Raw genomic sequence first — 19,342 nt, 5'->3', positions numbered from 1 at the left:
CCCGGTCGCCCACCCGGTGCTCGCCGAGGTCGCCACCGACCACCTCGCCGACGACCTCGTGGCCGGGGACGACGTGTGGCCGGTGCACCGGCAGGTCGCCCTCGCTCACGTGCAGGTCGGTACGGCACACCCCGCACGCGAGGACACGCACCAGCAGTTCCGCGGGCGCCGGTTCGGGAATCGGTTCCCGGACCGGCCGCAGCGGATGTTCCGCCGCCGGGCGTGGGAGGTCGACACGCCATGCGCGCATCACTCCAGGGGTGCTCATGCGCGTTTCCTTCCGTCGTCGGGGCTCAGCATGCCCTTTCTCGGCGGTGGTCGGCCAGGGAACAAGGACCCGGCCGGGAGTGGCTCACTTCCACAGCGGTTTCGCCGCCCGCCGCGCCCGCTTCCACGCGCCTTCGAGGTGCGCGACCTGCTCCTCGCCGATCTCGAGTTCGCGCTGGTAGACGATCCCGAGACCGAAGCTCGACTCGGCGGTGTGGTCCTGCTCGGACACCATGTCGAGCAGGTGCTCGCGGGCGACCACCGAGTCCTGGAATTCGCCGAGCAGATCCTGGAAGTCGTCGAAGTGATCGAGGGCGCGTTGGGCGCGCTTGCGATGCAGCGGCCGCAGCACCTCGATGGCGTAGCGCATCCGCTTGGCGCCCTTGCGGGCCCGATGGACGAGTTCGTCCCGCTCGGCGTGCGTGGCTGCGTCCCCGGCGTTGCGGACCCGGCGTGAGACCTTCTTCGCGAGGCGGGCGAGCGCACGGTCGAGGTCCTCCGGGCGAACCTGTCGTCGTTGTTCGCCGGGACCGGATCCGACTGCCCCCGTCGCCAGCCCGTCGATCAGCGCGTCGAGCGAATCCAGCAGGGCCGCGTAGCGGTCCGAGTCGAGGGTGCCGACGGCCTCGAGCCGGGCCGCGTCCGACCGGGCGGAGAAGTACTCGTCGACGCGGGCGCGGATGGCCTCGCGCTGTGCTTCCACGGGTATCTCCCCGACGCGGTCCACGATGCGCTCCCACTGCACCTCGAGGTCGCGCGACGGGCTGAGTTTCCGTCCCGTCCAACGCAGTTCTTCGACCAGACTGTCGTCGATCGCGAACGTTCCCGCATACGTCTGCAGGGCGCTGCGGATCCGGCGCAGGGCCTTGCGCATGCTGTGGACGGCGTCCGGGGCGTCCCGGCGCACGCCGATCTCGGCGAGCTCGAGGGTGCGCAGCTCGCCGCGCAGGTAGTCGCGCAGGTGCCCGGCCGGGCCGGGCACCTGCTCCTCGGCGGGCAGCAGATCGCCGAGCGCCCGATGCAGCTTGGAGGGACTCGGGGCGCGCTCGATTCCGGCCGCGGTCAGCCGCTCCTCGACGGCATCGAGCAGATCGGTTCCGGCCGAGGCGAGCTCGACCTCGATCTCGCGCCACCGCTGCGGCTCGCTGTCCTCCCCTCGGGTCGCGACGACCTCGTCGACGACGATCTCGGCGAGGGCCCGCCCCTCGTCGTCGATCAGGCGGTGGCGCCACCGCTGGGTGTTCAGCACCGCCGCAAGGGCGACGGGACGCGCACGGCGCATCCCGTGCAGGAGCGCGAGCAGTTCGGCCGGTGGCCGGGCGGTGTCGTCGCCGAGCGGGAAGCGCACCTCCGTCCGGGTGTCCGTGCCGGCGGGAAGCTTCACGTGCCAGCCGGCGTCGTGACCCCCCTCGCGGCGGCGCAGGGTGATCCCGGCGCGCAGCAGTCGCAGATCGTCGGTGTCGTAGTACCGCGCCGACAGCTGCTGAAGTTCGGGTTCGGGGTGTCCGTCGACGCCGGGCAGGCCCGAGAGGTCCGGCAGCTGCTGCCCGTGCCCGACCGTGTACTTGCGTTCCGACTCCTGAACCGCGTCGATCCTGGGCGGCGTGGTCATGCGATCCGACTCCTGTTCCGGCGGTTGCCTGCGTGTCCTCGTCGCGCTCGTCGGCGGCGTTCGTCAGACCACTCTGCCACCCCGGCACCGACCTGTGCCCGTCACACGTGATCGCCGCTGCGGCCCGGCCGCACGGTGTGCTGCGGCCCGGCCGCACGGTGTGCTGCGGCCCGGCCGCACGGCGCGGCTGCAGGCAAGCGAGCGGGCCCTTCGACTCTGTCCGACCGCGTGCCCGTCGGGCGATCATCGAATAACCTGGGCCGGGGAGGACGCAGATGAGGATTCTGGTGACGGCGGCGAGCAGGCACGGCTCCACCACGGAGATCGCCACGGCTCTCGCGGCTGCCCTGCGCGACAAGGGAGCGCACGTCGACGTCGTCGCGCCCGAGCAGGTCGACGCCGTGGACGGCTACGACGCGGTGGTCCTCGGCAGCGCCGTCTACCTCGGGCACTGGTTGCATCCCGCCAAGACCTTCGTCGATCGGCACGCCTGCGCGCTGCGGGAGCGCGCCGTGTTCCTGTTCTCCTCGGGCCCGATCGGTGACCAGGACCGCCCCGTGAACAGGCCGTACGACGCCTCCCTGGCGACGGAGCGTACGGGGGCGCGCGAGCACCGGATGTTCGCCGGGAAACTGGATCCGGAGGTGCTCGGCGCCGGCGAACGCGTGGTTGCCCGCATGACCGGAGGACGCACCGGGGACTTCCGGGACTGGGACGCGATCGGGACCTGGGCCGCGCAGATCGTCGAGTCCGTGGGGCGGCATGCGGTCGAGTCGAGCGGCGGTGGGAGAGACAACGATGGTTACTGAGATCCGGCCGGACACCGCGGCGATCCGGGATGCGGTCGAGTCGGCGGGCCGGGCGCCGTCCCTGCACAACAGCCAGCCGTGGCGATGGGAGTGGACGGGCGAACGGCTCGAACTGTATGCCGTGGCCGAGCGCATGCTCGGCCACACCGATCCGAGCGGCCGGCAGCTGGTTCTCGGCTGCGGGGCGGCGCTGCACCACGCCCGCGTCGCGCTGTCCGCCGCGTCGTGGATCCCCACCGTGACCCGGTTTCCGGATCCGTCGCGGCCGGACCTGCTGGCCGTTCTCGACTTCGACCGGCCGCACACGGTCGACGCCCGTGACGCCGCCCTGGCCCTCGCGATCGATGCCCGGCACACCGACCGGCGCCCGTTCGCGCCGCCCACGACCCTGCGCGAGAGCCTGGTGGATCTGGAGAACGCCGCCCGCCGGGAAGGGGCGTCGCTGTCGATCCTCGACGCCGAGGCCCGCTCGGACCTCGCGCGGGCGTCGGAACTGAGCGCGGCGATCCGCGAGGGCGACGAGGCCTACCGGCAGGAGCTGGCCTGGTGGACCGGTCGCGCGGAGCCCGGCGACACGGGCGTGCCGGCGTCCGCGCTGCTCGACGACGATGCCGCCGGCGACATCGATGTGGGACGGCGGTTCCCTACGGGCGCAGGAACTCTGGACACTGTGCAGCCGAAGGTGGACGCGTCGGCACTGGCGGTGCTCAGCACCCGGGCCGACGAGCGGATCGACTGGCTGCGGGCGGGGGAGGCGATGTCCTCGGTACTGCTCGAGGCTACCGCGGCGCATCTGGCGACCTGCCCGCTCACCCACGTGACGGAGATCGAGGCCAGCCGCGGCATCGTGCGCACGGCGACGGCGCGGACCGGGGAGGTCGCGGGATTTCCCCAGGTGGTGATCCGGCTGGGGGCCCGCAGCGCGCGGGGACTGCCCACCACGTCGCGACGTCCGGTCGACGAGGTCTTCGTCGACCGGAGCGGACGGGACGGATAGCCGCCGGCAACCGGACGAGTGGGGATCAGTCGGACGGGTTGCGGTACTTGTCGGCGAGTTCCCGGGCGCGTTCCCACGGCGACCAGTTCACGTCGCGGCCCTCCAGCTGGGCCTCGAGCACCTCGAAGCCGGCGTGCCAGTCGGCGCCGTGCGCGTAGGCCGAGTCCTCGTCCTCGACGGTGTGCGTGAGCGTCAGCCAGCAGCCGCCGGACCCGTCCGGCACCAGTTCCCAGTGCAGGACCTCGGCGTCCCACATGTACTCGAGGATGCGCCCGGGATGCACGGAGATGACGGTGCCCGTGGCGGTGTGGTCGGCGGGCAGCCCGAGGCGCTCGGCCTGCTGCTCGGTGGCATGGAAGACGAGCTGGGCACCGGGGGTGAGATCCAGTTCTACGCGGGCCGGGAACCAGGCGCGTAGGTACTCGGGGTCGGTGATGACCCGCCATACGCGGTCCGGGGGATGGGCGAAGGCGTGCTGGAAGCGCAGGGCGACGCGGCCGTCGTAGGTGCGCGAGACGGTGCCGTTATCCATGGGGTCCTCCAAGACGTGAGCCCGCGCGATCAACGGGGTCCTGGTGTGCTGTGCCTCCATGCTGCCAGGTTTCCTGCGCTGGCGAAGCGGGTCCGTCGACCTGTATACGGATCGTCGAACTCCACCGCGCGGGCCAGCAACTGGAGGGGGCGCGAATAGTCTTGGGGCGCAACGTCGTAAACATCGGGATACAGGTTGTCGCCGAGGATCGGCAGGCCGAGCGAATTCATGTGCACGCGCAACTGGTGCGTCTTGCCGGTGCGGGGCAGCAACCGGTAACGGCCCAGCCCGGCGTCCGTTTCGAGCAGTTCGACGCGGCTGAGGGCGTTGCTCTCGCCCCGCACCTCCCGCGCCTGCAACACGCCCCGCTCCTTGACGATGCGGCTGCGCACCTCGCGCGGAAACCGCATCCCGGGCACGTGCCGGGCCACGGCCTCGTACTCCTTGACGACCCGGCGGGCATCGAAGAGCGACTGGTAGGCCCGGCGCGCACCGGCGTGGACGGTGAAGACCAGCACGCCCGCCGTGAGCCGATCGAGCCGATGGGCCGGGCTCAACTCCGGTAGGTCGAGTTCGCGGCGCAGCCGCACCAGCGCCGTCTCGGCCACCCACGACCCACGCGGTGTCGTCGCCAGGAAATGCGGCTTGTCCACCACCAGCAGGTGCTCGTCGCGGTGCAGGACATCGATCTCGAACGGCACTCGCTCCTCGACCGGCGGATCGCGGTACAAGTACACGAATCGGCCCGCCGTGTACGGAGTGTTCCCGGTGATCGCCGCACCGGTGCCGTCGACGACCTCACCGGCCGCGACCTTCTCCTGCACGCGCGCCGCGTCGGCGGGGAAGCGCGCCAGCAGAAACTCCGCCACCGTCGCCCAGGAGCCGCCCTCGGGCAGGCGCAGGCGGGTCGGATTCAGGCCGTCGCGGACGGGCAGCGGAGCACGGCGCACACCCGCACGTTAACTGTTTCCGCCAACCGACCGCGCGGCGACCGCAGGATGGCGACACTGGTGGCGGAAGAACCGGACGGAACGGGACAAGGAGCGGGCGATGAATGATGCGCCGATCGTGGTCGGGGTCGACGGATCGGCGCCGGCGCGCGCCGCACTGCGGTGGGCGGCGGGCGAGGCCGCCTCCACGGGGGCGCCGCTGCTGCTCGTCTCCAGCGCGAACGCCGGCGGGATCGGCGCCTCGTCGCCGTTCTTCGACGAACTGCGATTCACCGCGCGGCGGAACCTGGCGTCCGCCGCGGAGTCCGTGGAACGGGAGCACCCCGAACTGTCCGTACGCACCGAACAGTCGAGCCTGGTGGCCGCACAGGCGCTGCTCGGGTACTCCGGCCGGGCGCGGATGCTCGTCCTCGGCCGGCGCGGTCTCGGCGAGTTCACCGGCGGCCTGGTCGGATCGGTGACCTCCGCGGTGGTCGCGCACGCGCACTGCCCCGTCGCGGTGATCCCCGGGCCCGACGAGAGCGGGCGGGGCGCGGACGGTCCCGTCGTGGTCGGTGTCGACGGCTCGCCGGCGAGCCTGCACGCCCTCGACGTCGCGTTCGAGGCCGCCGACCGCTACAAGGCGCCGCTGGTGGCGGTGCACGCATGGTCCGACCGCGACCTCGTCGACGTCGTCGCCGGCACGCCCGGAGCCACCTGGGAGGACGTCGACCAGCAGGAGAGTGTCGTGCTCGCCGAGTCCCTCGCCGGCCGCACGCAGGACTATCCGAACGTCGACGTGGAACGGGTCGTCGTGCGGGACCGCCCGGTGCGCCACCTGCTCGAGCGGGCGGAGAACGCGCGACTGCTCGTCGTCGGCAGCCGCGGCCGCGGCGGCTTCGAGGGCATGCTGCTCGGCTCGACGAGCCGGGCGCTGTTGCACACGACTCCGTGCCCGCTGCTCGTGGTCCGGCGCGACTAGGGATACCCGGGATCAGGTCTGCTCGTCCGGCGGCGGTGGGCGGCGGATGGGCAGACCCAGCGCGCTGCGATCGCAGGCCCGCACCAGGTCCGTCGCCGTGACGATGCCGACCAGTCGTTCGCCCGACACGACGGCCACGAGGTCGAGCCCCGGCCGCAGCAGCACCCGGCTCGCGACCTCGGCGAGCGACGCGTCGGCGGGCACCCGCGCCGCCGCGGGCAGCGGCCGGGCCCGGTCCGCGACCGCGACGATCGTGCGCTCGCCCTCCGGGACGGGCGTCAGGTCGGACAGCGACACCACGCCGGTGGGCCGGTGCCCGTCGTCGACGACGGGGAACACCCGGTGGTGCGAACCGCGGGCCGCAACGGCGAGGAGCTGGGCCACGCTCCAGCTCGCGGACGCGGCCACCGGCGACGGCGTCATGACGTCGCCGACCCGGGTGTCGCCGAGCTGATGCCTCAGCGACGCGTTCGCGAGCTCGGCGTTGGCCGCGGTCCGCAGGAACCAGCCGAGGAGCATCAGCCACAGGCCGCCCGCGCTGCCGAGGGCGAGCGTCTCGGCGGCACCGAGCAGGATCAGCGCCAGCCCGACCGCGCGGCCGGAGCGCGCGGCGCCGCTCGCGGCCGCGAGGCGGTCGCCGGTGCGGCGCCACAGCACCGCCCGCACGACCCGTCCGCCGTCCAGCGGCGCACCCGGCAGCAGGTTGAACACGGCCAGCACCAGGTTGGTCGCGCCGAGCCAGCCGATCGTCGCGGTCACCAACTCCGGGACGGGCGGGCCGAGGAACGAGGCCGCCGCCAGAGCCACGACGCCGATCCCGACGCTCGTGAGCGGTCCAGCCAGCGCGATACGCAGATCGGCTTTCGGGTTCGGCGGTTCGTCGCGCAGCTCGGAGACGCCGCCGAGCAGCCACAGCGTGATCCCGTCCACGCCGACTCCGTAGCGGCCCGCCACCACCGAGTGCGCAAGCTCGTGGGCGAGCAGCGACATCAGCAGGCCCACCGCCGCGGCGACGCCCGCGATCCAGAACTGCGCGGGGCTCGGACCGCTGATCCGGGCGGGCAGGATCGCCCCGGCAAGCAGCCACGACAGCAGCCCGAGCGTCGCGAGCAGCGACCAGTGGGCCCGGATCTCTATCCCCGCGACCCGGCCGAGCCGGATCGATCCGCGCAGCATCGTCACACCCCCGGACGGCAGATCATGGTCGGGCACGGCGCATGGTGCAGCAGCGCCTGACTCGTCGAGCCCAGGAGCAGGCCGCCGAGCAGTCCCCGGCCGTGGCTGCCGACGACGCTCAACTGAGCGTGTTGCGCCAGTCGCAGCAGCAGGTGCCGGGCGCCGATCTGCTCCACGATCTCGGTGACCGGCACGTCCGGGTACCGCTCGCGCTGACCGGCGATGCACTCGGACAGCAACGCCGTCTCCTCGGCCTCGACAACTGCCCAGTCGATCAGTTCGAGCGCCGAGGTGCGGCCCGCCACCTCCCCGGCACCCCACGCGTGCGCGGCGAGGACGCCCACCCCGAGCGCCGCGGCCATGTCGAACGCGGCGGTGATCACCGGCCCGGCGTCCTCGCTGCCGTCGATGCCGACCAGCACCGGCCGGTGGTCCGTGCCCGGTGCGGGGACCGGATCGCCCCGCCAGAGGACGACCGGGCAGGTGGACCGGTTGGCGACCCGCAGCGCGGTGGAGCCGGTGAGCAGCGAACCGAGCGCACCCGTGCCGGTGGCTCCGAGCACGAGCATCCGGCTGCGGTCGCCGTGTTCGAGCAACGCCAGATCGGGTGGCCCGTCGTGGACGGTTGTGACCACCTCGAGATCCGGGTGCTGCCGGTGCAGCTCGGCCGCCGTGTCGTCGAGCAGTTCGCGGCCGGTTTCGGCGAGTCGATGGGTGTATTCGGCCCGCGCGCGCAGCGCGGCGTCACTGAAATAATTCCGGGGGCCCGGCAGCGAATGTACGAGCTGCAGGTCCGTGCCGAGCCGCTCGGCGACGGCTGCGGACCAGGTCGCGGCCTGTTTCGCGGCGTCGGAGCCGTCGATTCCGACGGTGACGGGCGGCCTGCCGAGGTCGCTGCTCATTGCGCCTGCCTTTCGGTTCGGCTTTGCTCCATAACGATTATGTGCAAGCCTCGTACGGGCCGACGTGGACCTCTACCGTGTTGTTGCGTAACTGTCGGGGCCACAGTTGTTGTTGCTACAGATGTGCTGATGGAGCCTGGTGTGACTGATACTTCCAGAACCAAGGCCGGACGTCGCGGGGTTCGGGCGCTCGTCCGATTCCTGATCGCGGCGCTCGTACTGCCGCTCGCGGTGGCCTTCGCCGGCGCGGGCACCGCCTCGGCGGACCCCTACTCCCGCCTGCGTGAGCACTGGGTGCCGGCGCCGGGTGGGGTCGGCCAGATCAAGGTACGCATCTGGCTGGCGAACAACGGCAGCAACAAGGCCATGTACCTGCTCGACGGCCTGCGCGCCACCAACGACGTGAGCGGCTGGGAGCACGAGACGAACGCCGCGTGGCTGTCGGATCACGGCGTCAACGTGGTGATGCCGGTCGGCGGACAGTCCAGCTTCTACACGGACTGGTACGCGCCGAGCAACCTCAACGGCCAGCGCTACACCTACAAGTGGGAGTCCTTCCTCACCCAGAACCTGCCGGACTTCCTGGCCGGTACGTACGGCATCGACCGCTCCAGCAACGCGATCGTCGGCCTGTCGATGGGGGGCAACGCGGCGCTGATCCTCGCGGCCTACCACCGCGACCAGTTCCGCTTCGCCGGTTCCATGTCCGGTTACCTGAACCTGTCCGCGCCCGGTATGCGGGAGGCGATCCGCCTCGCGATGATCGACTCCGGCGGCTACAACGCCGACTCGATGTGGGGCCCGCCGTGGAACTCGGCGTGGCTGCGCAACGACCCGTTCGTCGCCGCGCCCAGCATGCGGGGGCTGCCGATGTGGATCTCCGCGGGCAGCGGTCTGCCCGGCCAGCACGACCGGCCGAACTCCGCGATCGGGGTGTTCAACACGGGTAACGCGATGGGGCTCGAGGCGCTTGCCCTGGCGCAGAACCGCGCGTTCCAGGTGCGGTTGGCGACGCTGGGCATCAACTCCGCCCACTTCGACTTCCCGGCCGCCGGCACCCACTCGTGGGGTTACTGGCAGGACCAGCTGTGGGCGATGCTGCCCATGATGAAGTCCTCCATCGGTGCCTGAACGGTTCTCCCTGCCGGCACCCGGCGCCCTGCGGGGCCGCACCTTCGTGGTGACCGGCGCGAACAGCGGCCTCGGTGAGGCCACCGCCCGGGCGCTCGGCGCCGCAGGTGCCGACGTTGTGCTCGCGTGCCGGAACGTGGCCAGGGGCGAGGCGGTCGCGCGGGATATCGGCCCGAACGCCGAGGTGCGTCGGCTCGATCTCGCCGACCTGGCGTCGGTGCGGGAGTTCGCGTCGGGCATCGAGACCGTCGACGTGCTCGTCAACAACGCCGGCGTGATGGGCGTGCCGCTGAGCCGCACGGTGGACGGCTTCGAGATGCAGATGGGCACCAACCACCTCGGGCACTTCGCGCTGACCGGGCTGCTGCTCGATCGGCTCACCGACCGTGTGGTCACCGTCTCGAGCATGAGCCACCGGTTCGGGCGCATCCATCTCGACGACCTGAACTGGGAGCGCCGCCGGCACTACAGCCGCTCACTGGCCTACGCGGAATCCAAACTGGCGAACCTGATGTTCAGCCTCGAGCTCGGGCGCCGGCTGGCGGCCGCCGGATCGCCGCTGCGGGCGGTGGCCGCGCATCCGGGCTACGCGGCCACCGAGGTCGGCACGCACACCGGAACGTGGTTCGACCAGTTGTTCCGCCTCGGGAAGAAGGTGCTCGAGCGCACTCCGGCCCAGGGTGCCGAATCCGTGGTGGTGGCCGCCACCGATCCCGAGGTGACCGGCGGCTACATCGGGCCGGACCGCTTCGTCGAGCTGTACGGCCCGCCGACCGTGGCCGCCTACAGCCGCCGCGCCGGAGATCCGGACACCGCCCGGCAACTGTGGGAGCTGTCGGAGAAGCTCACGGGCGTGCGGTTCGAGCTCTAGCGAACGGCGCCGGCAGGCCCGCGTCCGGCTTCGCCGGCGGGACGGCGAACTCGCCCCCTTTGCCGGTCCGCAGACCCAGCGTGACCAGGGACTGGACGAACAGCGTCGCCGCGGTCACCGTGTCCACCAGGGGGCGCCGATCTCCCCGGGGATGTGTGCGCACAGGTCGGCCAGGTCCGCACATCGGGCACGCGGCCGCATGCATGGCGGCCCCCTTCGGAATTCCGGCGCGGCGGGCGACGGAAGTGAGGCGAACCTGTCGCCGGCCCGTTTCGGGAACGTGTCGGCGCCGGGCGGGTGGCCGAGCGGGTTTCTTTCCCGGATGTCCCGTTCACCGTAGGGTGGCCGACATGACGGCTTGGACCACACGCGACATCCCGAAGCAGGACGGCCGCACCTTCGTGGTGACGGGTGCCAACAGCGGCCTGGGCAAGGTGGCGGCCCGGGCACTCGGGGCCGCGGGGGCTCGGGTGGTGCTGGCGTGCCGGAACGTGGCCGAGGGCGAAGCCGTGGCCCGGGAGATCGGGCCCAACGCGCAGGTGCGGCGCCTCGATCTGGCCGACCTGGCGTCGGTGCGTGAATTCGCCGCGGGTATCGACGAGGTCGATGTGCTGGTCAACAACGCCGGCGTGATGGCGGTGCCGCTGCGCCGCACCGCCGACGGATTCGAGATGCAGATCGGAACCAACCACCTCGGCCACTTCGCCCTCACCGCCCTGCTGCTCGAGCGCGTCACCGACCGAGTGGTGACGATGTCGAGCGGCATGCACCGGGCCGGCCGCATCGATCTCGACGACCTGAACTGGGAGTACCGTCGCTACGACCGGTGGCTGGCGTACGGGCAGTCGAAGCTGGCCAACCTGCTGTTCACCCACGAACTGCAGCGCCGGCTCACCGAGCAGCAGTCCCCGGTCATGGCGGTGGCCGCGCACCCGGGGTACTCCGCGACGAACCTGCAGTCCCACACCGAGTCGATCCAGGACGTGTTCCTGGGCGTCGCGAACCGGCTGGTGGGGCAGTCCGCGCAGACCGGAGCGCTGCCGCTGCTGTACGCGGCCACCGCGCCCGACGTCGAGCCCGGCGGGTACTACGGTCCCGGTGGCCTGTTCGAGATGCGGGGCCACCCCGAGCGCGTCGAATCCAATTCGCGCTCGCACGACGAGGCCGTCGCCCGCGGGCTGTGGGAGTTGTCGGCCCGGCTGTGCGCCCCGGCCGGATGAGCGGGGCCCGGGACGGCAACCGCACGGGCGGACTTCCCGCCCCGCCGGTCGGTCCGAGACGCGCCGATCAGTCCGAGACGCGCCGGACGTAGAGCAGCCGGTCGCCGGCCTCCACCGCCTCGACCTCCGGGGACCCGACACGCAGCAGGCGGCCGTTGCGTTCGACGCCGAGGACGATGTCCGGAAGGTGCCGCGGTGAGCCGCCGACCTCGCCGGGTTCGACCTCGCGTTCGGCGATCGCAAACCCTTCCTCCGGGGTGAGCAGATCCTCGATCATTTCCACGACGTTCGGGGTGAGGGTGGCGGCTCCGAGCAACCGGCCCGCCGTCTCGGACGAGATCACCACCGTGTCGGCGCCCGACTGGCGGAGCAGATGGGTGTTCTCCGATTCGCGGATGGCCACGACGATCTTGGCGGCGGGGGCGAGTTCGCGGGCGGTGAGGGTGACCAGCACCGCGGTGTCGTCGCGGTTGGCGGCGACGACGATCGAATCGCAGTGCGGCACCCCGGCCAGGCGCAGCACGTCGGACTTGGTCGCCGAGCCCTGGACGGTGACCAAGCCCTGGCCGCTGGCGGCGTCGAGCACCACCGGGTCGGTGTCGACGACGACGATGTCCGACGGCGCGGCGCCGTCGCCGAGCATCGCATCGACCGCGGTGCGGCCCTTGGTGCCGTAGCCGACGACAACGGTGTGGTTGCGTACGCGGTGTCGCCAGCGTTGGATGCGGAAGGTTTGGCGGGAACTTTCGGTCAGGGCGGAGAGGGTGGTGCCGACCAGGATGATGAGGAAGAAGATCCGCAGCGGGGTGATGACCAGGACGTTGACCAGGCGGGCCTGCGGTGTGATGGGGGTGATGTCGCCGTAGCCGGTGGTCGAGAGCGACACCGTCGCGTAGTAGAGGCAGTCCAGCAGCGACAGCTGGTTGTCCTGGGTGTCGGAGTAGCCGTCGCGGTCGAGGTAGACGACGAGCACCACCAGGGCCAGGGCGATCAGGGCGTACCCGATCCGGCGCACGATCGCCCGGCCCGGGCTGGTCTGTAGCTGCGGCACCCGCAGGATGCCCACCAGCGCGAAGTCGGGTCGGTCGGTCAGGGCGTCGGAACGGCTGAACCGGGCCCTCAGCGTGCTACCGGGCACGACCGGTGCCGTTCGACGCCGCGGCCGAGTGGGGGTCCGGCGGCTCCTGGTGCGCTGTCGGTGACATCGTCTGCAGCCTACGTCGTTCCGGTGCTGTCAGGTGAGTTCGCTGAATCGTTCGGTGTTCCGGACCCGCCCGGAGACGATGATGGTGTCCCCGGCAGCGAGAACGGTGTCGGCAGTGGCGTAGGTGAAGTCCTCGCCGGGACGTTTGATCGCCACGACGGTGACGCCGAAGTCGGACCGGATGGCGGTGTCGGCGAGGCGCCGGCCGACGACGAAGGCCGGCGGGGTCGTCTTGACCATGGCGAAGCCGTCGTCGAACTCGATGTAGTCGATCATCCGTCCGCGCACCAGGTGGGCGACGCGCTTGCCCATGTCGTGTTCGGGCCGGACGACGTGGTGCACCCCGATCTGGGTGAGGATCTTCGCGTGCGCGTTGCTGATCGCCTTGGCCCAGATGTTGTGCACGCCCAGGTTGATCAGGGCGGAGGCGGTGAGCAGGCTGGCCTCGAGGTCCGAACCGATCCCCACGACGGCGCGGCCGTACTCGTGCACCGACAGTTGCCGCAGTGACTCCTCGTCGGTGGTGTCGGCGACCACGGCGTGGGTCAGGCGGTGAGCGACCTTCTGCACCACGGCGTCGCTGGAGTCGATGCCGAGGACCTCGGCGCCCTGGCTCATCAGCTCGAGTGCGAGCGACTTGCCGAACCGCCCGAGCCCGAGCACGACCACCACGTCGGAGGCGGATTTCCTAGCCAATGAAGGGCCTTTCTTCCGGGAGTTCGTAGCGCCGGCCGCGATCGCGGGCGGCGAGAGCGCTCACGAGGGTGATCGATCCGATGCGGCCCAGATACATCAGGAGCACCAGGATCAGCTGCCCCCAGACGGGCAGCTGCGCCGTGATCCCGGTGGACAGGCCGACGGTGGCAAACGCGGAGGTGACCTCGAACAACAGGACGTTGAGGTCGAACGAGGTCCCCGCCAACAGGGCGATGGTCGGCACCATCACCAGGGCGACACCGATCAGGGCCACCGACAACGCCTGGCGCTGGACCCGGGTGTCGATGCGGCGGTCGAAGACGATCACCGATCGCTCGCCGCGGGCCTCCGCGAGGATGACGAACAGCAGAAGGACGAAGGTGGTGACCTTGATTCCGCCGGCGGTGCCGCCGCTGCCGCCGCCGATGAACATGAGCACGTCCGTCACCAGGAGGGTGGCGGGGTCCATCTGGGCGTAGTCGACGCTGTTGAAGCCGGCGGTGCGGGGCATGACGCCCTGGAACGCGGCGACGAGCAGCTTCCCCGCCACTGCGTAACCCTGCAGCGTTCGGCTCCATTCCAGCACGAGCACCAGCGCAGGGCCCACCACCAGCAGCACCGCGGTGACGACCACGGTGAGACGGGTGTGCAGGCTCCATCGACGGCTGCGGCCCCGCAGGTGCCGGGTCACTTCGAACAGAACCGGGAACCCGATGCCGCCGAGAATCACCGCGAGCATCAGCGGCACGCAGATCCACGGATCGTCGGCGAATCCGATGATGTTGTCGCTGTAGAGCGCGAAGCCGGCGTTGTTGAACGCCGAGACGGAATGGAACACTCCCAGCCACACCGCACGCAGGGGCGGTTCCTCGTATCCGAGCGCAAACCGCAGTGCCAGGGCCACCGCGGTGACCGACTCGATGAGCACGCTCATCCGCACGACGCCGACCACGACCGAGCGGACGTCGCCGAGCCCCGAGGCACGCACCTCGGCGGCTGTGTTCAATCGGGCCTTGAGGCCGATCCGGTTCGCGAGCAGCAGGCCCACGAGCGAGGCCATGGTCATGATCCCGAACCCGCCGGCCTGGATCAGGGCCAGGATGATGCCCTGGCCGAAGCCGGACCAGTGGGTGGGCGTGTCGACGACGACCAGGCCCGTCAGGCACATCGCCGAGGTCGCGGTGAACAGGGCGTCGACGAGGGAGGTCGCGGTGCCGGGCAGGCTCGCCGCGGGCGTGAGAAGCAGGACCGTGCCGACGGCGATCGCGGTGGCGAAGCTCAGCGCCACCACCCGGACGGGAGTGAGCGTCGCCCGCGCCGCCATCCGCCGCAGCAGGGACGGCGCAACCGCACCGGTGGGTGTCCTCACCCGGAGGAGACTAGACCCGCTCCGGTCCGCTGGGGAATCGGGCGGCGGTGACCGGACGCCGGGCCCACGCCGTCCTCGCGGCGGGCGGGTGCCACCGATCGAGGGCGGTGGGCGTCACCGGTCCTCGTTTCGAGATCGGCGTGGCGCCGGCTCCCGTTCGCCCTCGCTGCCGGCGAGCAGGCCACTGACCCGTTCGCCTGCGGAGTCCAGTGCGCCTTTCGTCTTGTGCGCGGCGGCCTTCTCGGTGAGTTTCCCGGCCGCGCCGCCGACGACGTCCGTCAGGCCCTTCGGTTCGGTCGTGGAGATCTCGAGCCTGTTGACTGCCTCGGCGAAACGCAGGTAGGTGTCGACGCTCGCCACCACGACCCGTGCGTCGATCGTGATGATTTCGATGCCCACGAGCGAGACGCGGACGAATGCGTCGATGACGAGTCCCTTGTCGAGGATGGTGTCGATGACGTCGGCGAGGCCGGACGAGTTCGGCCGTGCCATCGTGCCCCCGCCCCCACCTCCGGATTGGATGGTCATGGTCCGCGCTCCTGTCGCTTCAAGGGTCCGCGAGTCGCCGCGCCGCGCGGGAGACCTCTCGTGGGGCGGTGCCCGTGTAAGGGCTATAGCCACGCGCTCCCGGGTCGAAACGCGCCCGCGCGGAGAAATACGGGCGGAACCCGTACCGAAGACATACCGTGCGACCGGTTTGTTGATATCGTCGCTGCGGGCCGCGATCCCGGCAGGGAGGTCACTTCGCCGGGCGTCCGCGCGGACGTGCGAGCGGGGAGTCCAGGCCCATACGTCTCCGCGTCGTCCGGGACTGGACGAGGGGTAGTCCCGCCGGCGCGGAGACGTCCCGGCATTTCCGCGCGTCGCCGACACGTCCCTGCGGAGATGGCCGCGTTACCGCACGCGCGGGCGGTTTCGACGCCACGATGGGGGAATGCAGGTGATGAGCCTTCCCGAGGCGCTGTTCGTGCTGCTCGAAACCTCCTCGCGTCCACTGCACCTCGGGGCTCTCGTGTTGTTCGAGCCCCCGCCGGATGCCGGGGACGACCATGCCCGTCGCATGTACGAGACCCTGCTCACCCACGACGAGGTGGCGGATCCGCTGCGCCGGCGTCCGGTGCGGCTGCTGCGCGGGGCCGGCTACCCGTGGTGGTCCCGTCCCGAGGACGTCGACCTGCGGTTTCACGTACGTCACACCGCCGTGCCGGGATCCGGTTCGATGGCCGACCTACTGGCCCTCGTCTCCCGGATCCACGGTTCCCCGCTCGACCCGCTCCACCCGATGTGGGAGGTGTACGTCATCGAGGGACTCGAGGACGGGCGCACCGCGATGTACGCGAAAATCCACCTGTCTCTCGCCGACGGCCCGGCCGGCCTGCGCCTGCTGCACCGGAGCATGTCCACCGACCCCGACGCCCGCGACTGTCCCGCACCGTGGAGCCCGGAGGTGGTGGCCCCCCGGGCTCGGCTGTCGCCCCTTCCCACCTCGTGGCTGCGCGCCGGGCTCCGCGTCGGCGCAGAGGTGTTCGCGATGACCCCGGAGATCGGCAGGCTGGTCACGGAGGGCGTGCGCCGGCACCAGGTGGCGCTGCCGTGGCAGACGCCGCCCACGATCTTCAACGTCGCGGTGGGCCGGGGCCGGACCCTCGCGGCGCGCTCCTGGCCGATCGAGCGGCTCCACTCGGTCGCGACGTCGGCGGGCACCACCATCGACGCCGTCGTGCTGACGATGTGCGCCGGCGGCCTGCGCGCGTATCTGTCCGAGCGGTACGCGCTCCCGGAGGCGCCGCTGACCGCGATGCTCCCGGTGCCGCTGAACCTCGGTGGCGCCGCGGTCGGACCCGGCGGCCGCGAACCCGGCGTCGGAGCGATGGTGATCGGCCTGGCCACCGACGAACCCGACCCCGCGGTGCGGCTCGCCCGGATCGCCGACTCGCTCGTCCACACCGACCGGGTGGTCACCGCGCTGAGCGGAACCCAGTTCCTGATGCTCAGCGCGTTGTCGCTGAGCCCGCTCGCGCTCGAGCCGGTGCGGCGGTTCGTCGACGAGATCCCGCCGCCGTTCAACGTGCTGATCTCCTACCTGCCGGGACCTTCCCGCACCCGGTACTGGAACGGTGCGCGGCTGACCGGCATCTACCCCGTACCGGCCGTGCTGAACGGGCAGGCACTGGCCATCACCCTCACCGGGAACGACGGCCGGCTCGATCTCGGAGTCGTCGGCGACCGCCACGCGGTGCCCGCCCTCGACCGGCTGGTCGAGCTCCTCGAGGGCGCGCTCACCGAACTGGAGAGCGCTGTGGGTACCCGGCCGCGGTGAAGCCGGCCGGCTCCACCGGGCACTCGCCCCGGCCGATCTGTCCGAGCAGGTCGAGGGTGCGCAGGTAGCGCCGGACGAGATCGCCCGCCGACAGATCCGACTCCGCCGCCTCGCGCAGGGCCGCGGACACGCCGTCGCCACGGGCCCACCGGTGGATCGCCCGCATCGCCACCGGATCCGGTTCGGGGCCCTCGGGCAGGCCGTGCCGGCGCTCCGCGTCCGACAGCTCCCGCCACAGCCGGACCGTCGCGCGGTACGCGGCGTCGACACCGGCCGTAGGGGCTCCGCCGCCGGGAGCCGGACGTCGCGACTCGCCGAGCACACTCGACACGACGGCAGCCAGCTCGGCCGGATCGAGTCCCGCCCACACGCCGGTTCGCAGGCACTCGGCAACGAGAAGGTCGCTGCCGCAATAGATCCGGCCCAGTGTCCGGCCGTGGTCGGTGGCCACCGCCTCGCCGGTGTACGGATCGGACAGCAGGTACCCGCGTTCGTCGAGCAGCCCGAGGACACGGTCGAACGTCTCCACCAGCCGGCCGGTGGCGGCGACGACCTGCCCGCGCAGCACCTCGGTGTCGGCGGCCAGCGCACGACGGCGCTCGGCGACGGTGATCAGGCGCTCCCGATCGGCGTGCCGGTGACCGGGGTGCGAACGCACGGCCCGCGCGAGAGCGGTCACCGCGTCGGCGGTGCCGGTGGTGCGCGCCGCGGCCAGCCGCTCCCGCAACTGCTGGTACTCGGCGAAACCCTCGGCGCCCCCGAGTTCGTCGTCGAGCAGGCGCAACGTCGCCGCGTTCGTCGTCGCCGCGGTGGCCAGCGCGGCCACCGAATGCTCCGCCTGGAACTGTGCGAAGGACCGGCCGAGCAGGTCACGAGCTCCGGCGACGCCGAGCCGGTCGACGAGGTTGACGGCGGTGTTGTAGCCCACCCGCAGTGAGCTGTTCAGCGGGTAGGTGCGGGTGGAGGCGAGTCCCGCGACGGTGGCCGGCTGCACCTCCGGGCTCCACAGCACGACCGCGTGGCCCTCCCGATCGATGCCGCGACGGCCGGCCCGTCCCGTCAACTGGGTGTACTCGCCGGCGGTGAGGCGGACCGGCCCGGCGGCGGTGTGCTTGACGAGGCGTTCGAGCACGACGGTCCGCGCGGGCATGTTGACGCCCACGGCGAGGGTCTCCGTGGCGAAGACGACCCGGACGAGGCCGAGGCCGAACAGTTCCTCCACGGCATGCCGGAATACCGGCACCAGGCCCGCGTGATGGGCGGCGAAGCCGCGTTCGAGTCCGTCGAGCCAGTCGGCGAATCCGAGCGCGTCGAGGTCGGTGGGGGAGAGGCCGGCGGTGTGCCGGTCGACGATGCGGCGGATGCGGGTGACGTCGGCGGCCTCGGTGAGGCGCAGCGACGAGCGCAGGCATTCGGCGACGGCCTCGTCGCAGCCGCTGCGGCTGAAGCGGAACCAGATCGCCGGCAGCAACGACTCGGCCTCGAGCCGCGCGACGAGCTCGGGCCGGTCGACGCCGGCCGGTCCGGGCGTGGCTGTGCGGCGGCGCCGGCGACGCGACGGGACGGCGGGGGCGGCGTCGACGAGCTGGCGATGCGCGACGTACCGCACGAGGTTCTCGTCGATCGCACCGGTGGTGGGGGAGAACAGGTCGAACAGCCGCCCACCGGCGAGCACGTGCTGATGCAGCGGAACCGGCCGGGTCTCCTCGACGACGACGGTGGTCGCGCCGCGGACCCGGCCCAGCCAGGCACCGAACTCCTCGGCGTTGCTGACCGTCGCGGACAGGCTCACCAGCCGCACGGTGCCGGGTAGATAAAGGATGGCCTCCTCCCACACCGCGCCGCGTTCGCGATCGGCGAGGTAGTGGACCTCGTCCATCACGACGTGGGTGAGCCCCTCGAGCAGGGGCGAACGGCCGTGCAGCATGCTGCGCAGCACCTCGGTTGTCATGACGACCACGGGTGCGTGCGGATCGACCGATACGTCGCCGGTGAGCAGGCCGACCCGCTCGTCCCCGAGTTGCGCGGCGAGGTCGGCGTGCTTCTGGTTGCTCAGGGCCTTGAGAGGCGTCGTGTAGAAGCACTTGCCGCCGGCGGTGAGCGCCAGGTGCACCGCGAACTCCCCGACGACCGTCTTGCCGGCGCCGGTGGGGGCACAGACGAGCACGTCCCGCCCCTCGTCGAGAGCGCGACAGGCCCGGACCTGGAAGTCGTCGAGCGTGAAGCCGAGTCCCGCGGTGAACTGCGCGAGCCGCGGCCCGTCCTGCCTGCACACGCAATCCACGCTACGCGTGCCTGGGGGTGGACCGCGGCGAGCCGCGCGAG

The 19,342-nt window shown here is 71.7% G+C and carries 18 protein-coding genes and 1 pseudogene; 7 read left to right on the top strand and 12 right to left on the bottom strand.

Going from position 1 to position 19,342, the window contains the following annotated elements; genetic code table 11:
• The coding region (locus G6038_RS20910; protein WP_206025355.1) for an alcohol dehydrogenase catalytic domain-containing protein at positions 1–250 on the bottom strand (250 nt) is incomplete at its 3' end.
• A gap of 102 nt (positions 251–352) precedes the next feature.
• The gene (locus G6038_RS20905; protein WP_165039686.1) at positions 353–1,879 is read right to left on the bottom strand and encodes a CYTH and CHAD domain-containing protein; all 1,527 of its coding nucleotides are present in this window, start codon (positions 1,877–1,879) and stop codon (positions 353–355) included.
• Between the two features lie 275 nt (positions 1,880–2,154).
• Here G6038_RS20905 and G6038_RS20900 point away from each other — a divergent pair, with 275 nt between their 5' ends.
• Both G6038_RS20900 and G6038_RS20895 read left to right on the top strand, forming a co-directional pair.
• A complete protein-coding gene (locus tag G6038_RS20900; protein WP_206025343.1) occupies positions 2,155–2,688 on the top strand; it encodes a flavodoxin domain-containing protein in 534 nt (177 codons plus the stop codon).
• Positions 2,678–3,685 carry a nitroreductase family protein gene (locus G6038_RS20895; RefSeq protein ID WP_165039685.1) on the top strand — a complete coding sequence of 336 codons (1,008 nt, stop codon included), beginning with the start codon at positions 2,678–2,680 and terminating at the stop codon, positions 3,683–3,685. The genes G6038_RS20900 and G6038_RS20895 overlap by 11 nt, the downstream gene beginning before the upstream one ends.
• Positions 3,686–3,710: 25 nt before the next feature.
• Here the strand turns inward: G6038_RS20895 and G6038_RS20890 are convergent, their stop codons facing one another.
• On the bottom strand, positions 3,711–4,217 hold the full coding sequence (locus G6038_RS20890; protein WP_006946948.1) for an SRPBCC domain-containing protein: 507 nt from the start codon (positions 4,215–4,217) through the stop codon (positions 3,711–3,713).
• A 29-nt stretch (positions 4,218–4,246) separates the two neighbouring features.
• A complete protein-coding gene (locus G6038_RS20885; RefSeq protein ID WP_165039684.1) occupies positions 4,247–5,167 on the bottom strand; it encodes a pseudouridine synthase in 921 nt (306 codons plus the stop codon).
• Between the two features lie 100 nt (positions 5,168–5,267).
• Between G6038_RS20885 and G6038_RS20880 the strand changes: the two genes are divergently transcribed.
• Positions 5,268–6,128: a universal stress protein gene (locus G6038_RS20880; protein ID WP_165039683.1), complete on the top strand. Its 861-nt coding sequence runs from the start codon at positions 5,268–5,270 to the stop codon at positions 6,126–6,128.
• Positions 6,129–6,140: 12 nt separating this feature from the next.
• On the opposite strand, the gene G6038_RS20875 is transcribed toward G6038_RS20880, so the two are convergent.
• Together G6038_RS20875 and G6038_RS20870 are read right to left on the bottom strand one after the other, a co-directional pair.
• Positions 6,141–7,340: a site-2 protease family protein gene (locus tag G6038_RS20875; RefSeq protein WP_346772873.1), complete on the bottom strand. Its 1,200-nt coding sequence runs from the start codon at positions 7,338–7,340 to the stop codon at positions 6,141–6,143.
• Positions 7,307–8,206, bottom strand: coding sequence for a universal stress protein (locus G6038_RS20870; protein WP_165039682.1), 900 nt, complete (start codon positions 8,204–8,206; stop codon positions 7,307–7,309). Before G6038_RS20870 ends, G6038_RS20875 begins: the two co-directional genes overlap by 34 nt.
• A gap of 129 nt (positions 8,207–8,335) precedes the next feature.
• Between G6038_RS20870 and G6038_RS20865 the strand changes: the two genes are divergently transcribed.
• Together G6038_RS20865 and G6038_RS20860 are read left to right on the top strand one after the other, a co-directional pair.
• Positions 8,336–9,337, top strand: a complete 1,002-nt coding sequence (locus G6038_RS20865; protein ID WP_240918620.1) for an alpha/beta hydrolase family protein — start codon at positions 8,336–8,338, stop codon at positions 9,335–9,337.
• Positions 9,330–10,208 (top strand): oxidoreductase, encoded by an 879-nt coding sequence (locus tag G6038_RS20860; RefSeq protein WP_165039681.1) that lies wholly within the window; start codon positions 9,330–9,332, stop codon positions 10,206–10,208. The genes G6038_RS20865 and G6038_RS20860 overlap by 8 nt, the downstream gene beginning before the upstream one ends.
• Here G6038_RS20860 and G6038_RS31490 read toward each other — a convergent pair.
• Positions 10,183–10,391, bottom strand: a pseudogene (locus tag G6038_RS31490) (Asp/Glu racemase); the annotation flags it as partial. The gene G6038_RS20860 and the pseudogene G6038_RS31490 sit on opposite strands and share 26 nt — an antisense overlap.
• A gap of 167 nt (positions 10,392–10,558) precedes the next feature.
• Between G6038_RS31490 and G6038_RS20850 the strand changes: the two are divergent.
• On the top strand, positions 10,559–11,428 hold the full coding sequence (locus G6038_RS20850) for an oxidoreductase (RefSeq protein WP_165039680.1): 870 nt from the start codon (positions 10,559–10,561) through the stop codon (positions 11,426–11,428).
• Positions 11,429–11,495: 67 nt separating this feature from the next.
• Here the strand turns inward: G6038_RS20850 and G6038_RS20845 are convergent, their stop codons facing one another.
• The 4 genes from G6038_RS20845 to gvpJ all read right to left on the bottom strand — a co-directional run bounded on the left by G6038_RS20845 (position 11,496) and on the right by gvpJ (position 15,225).
• Positions 11,496–12,566: a potassium channel family protein gene (locus G6038_RS20845; RefSeq protein ID WP_165039679.1), complete on the bottom strand. Its 1,071-nt coding sequence runs from the start codon at positions 12,564–12,566 to the stop codon at positions 11,496–11,498.
• 96 nt (positions 12,567–12,662) lie between these two features.
• Positions 12,663–13,328, bottom strand: coding sequence for a TrkA family potassium uptake protein (locus G6038_RS20840; protein ID WP_206025341.1), 666 nt, complete (start codon positions 13,326–13,328; stop codon positions 12,663–12,665).
• A complete protein-coding gene (locus G6038_RS20835) occupies positions 13,321–14,652 on the bottom strand; it encodes a potassium transporter TrkG (protein ID WP_165039691.1) in 1,332 nt (443 codons plus the stop codon). The genes G6038_RS20840 and G6038_RS20835 overlap by 8 nt, the downstream gene beginning before the upstream one ends.
• Before the next feature lie 159 nt (positions 14,653–14,811).
• Positions 14,812–15,225, bottom strand: coding sequence for a gas vesicle protein GvpJ (gene gvpJ / locus G6038_RS20830; RefSeq protein WP_206025339.1), 414 nt, complete (start codon positions 15,223–15,225; stop codon positions 14,812–14,814).
• A gap of 406 nt (positions 15,226–15,631) precedes the next feature.
• Between gvpJ and G6038_RS20825 the strand changes: the two genes are divergently transcribed.
• Entirely contained in the window at positions 15,632–17,017 is a 1,386-nt protein-coding gene (locus G6038_RS20825) for a wax ester/triacylglycerol synthase family O-acyltransferase (RefSeq protein ID WP_165039678.1), read from the top strand.
• On the opposite strand, the gene G6038_RS32135 is transcribed toward G6038_RS20825, so the two are convergent.
• On the bottom strand, positions 16,977–19,292 hold the full coding sequence (locus G6038_RS32135) for a DEAD/DEAH box helicase (RefSeq protein ID WP_165039677.1): 2,316 nt from the start codon (positions 19,290–19,292) through the stop codon (positions 16,977–16,979). The genes G6038_RS20825 and G6038_RS32135 overlap by 41 nt on opposite strands.
• Positions 19,293–19,342: the final 50 nt, after the last annotated feature.

Source organism: Rhodococcus sp. 14C212, from assembly GCF_011058195.1.
Lineage (GTDB): Bacteria > Actinomycetota > Actinomycetes > Mycobacteriales > Mycobacteriaceae > Rhodococcus > Rhodococcus aetherivorans.
Note: the sequence above shows the minus strand (reverse complement) of the source record. Positions and strands in the feature narration are given on the sequence as shown.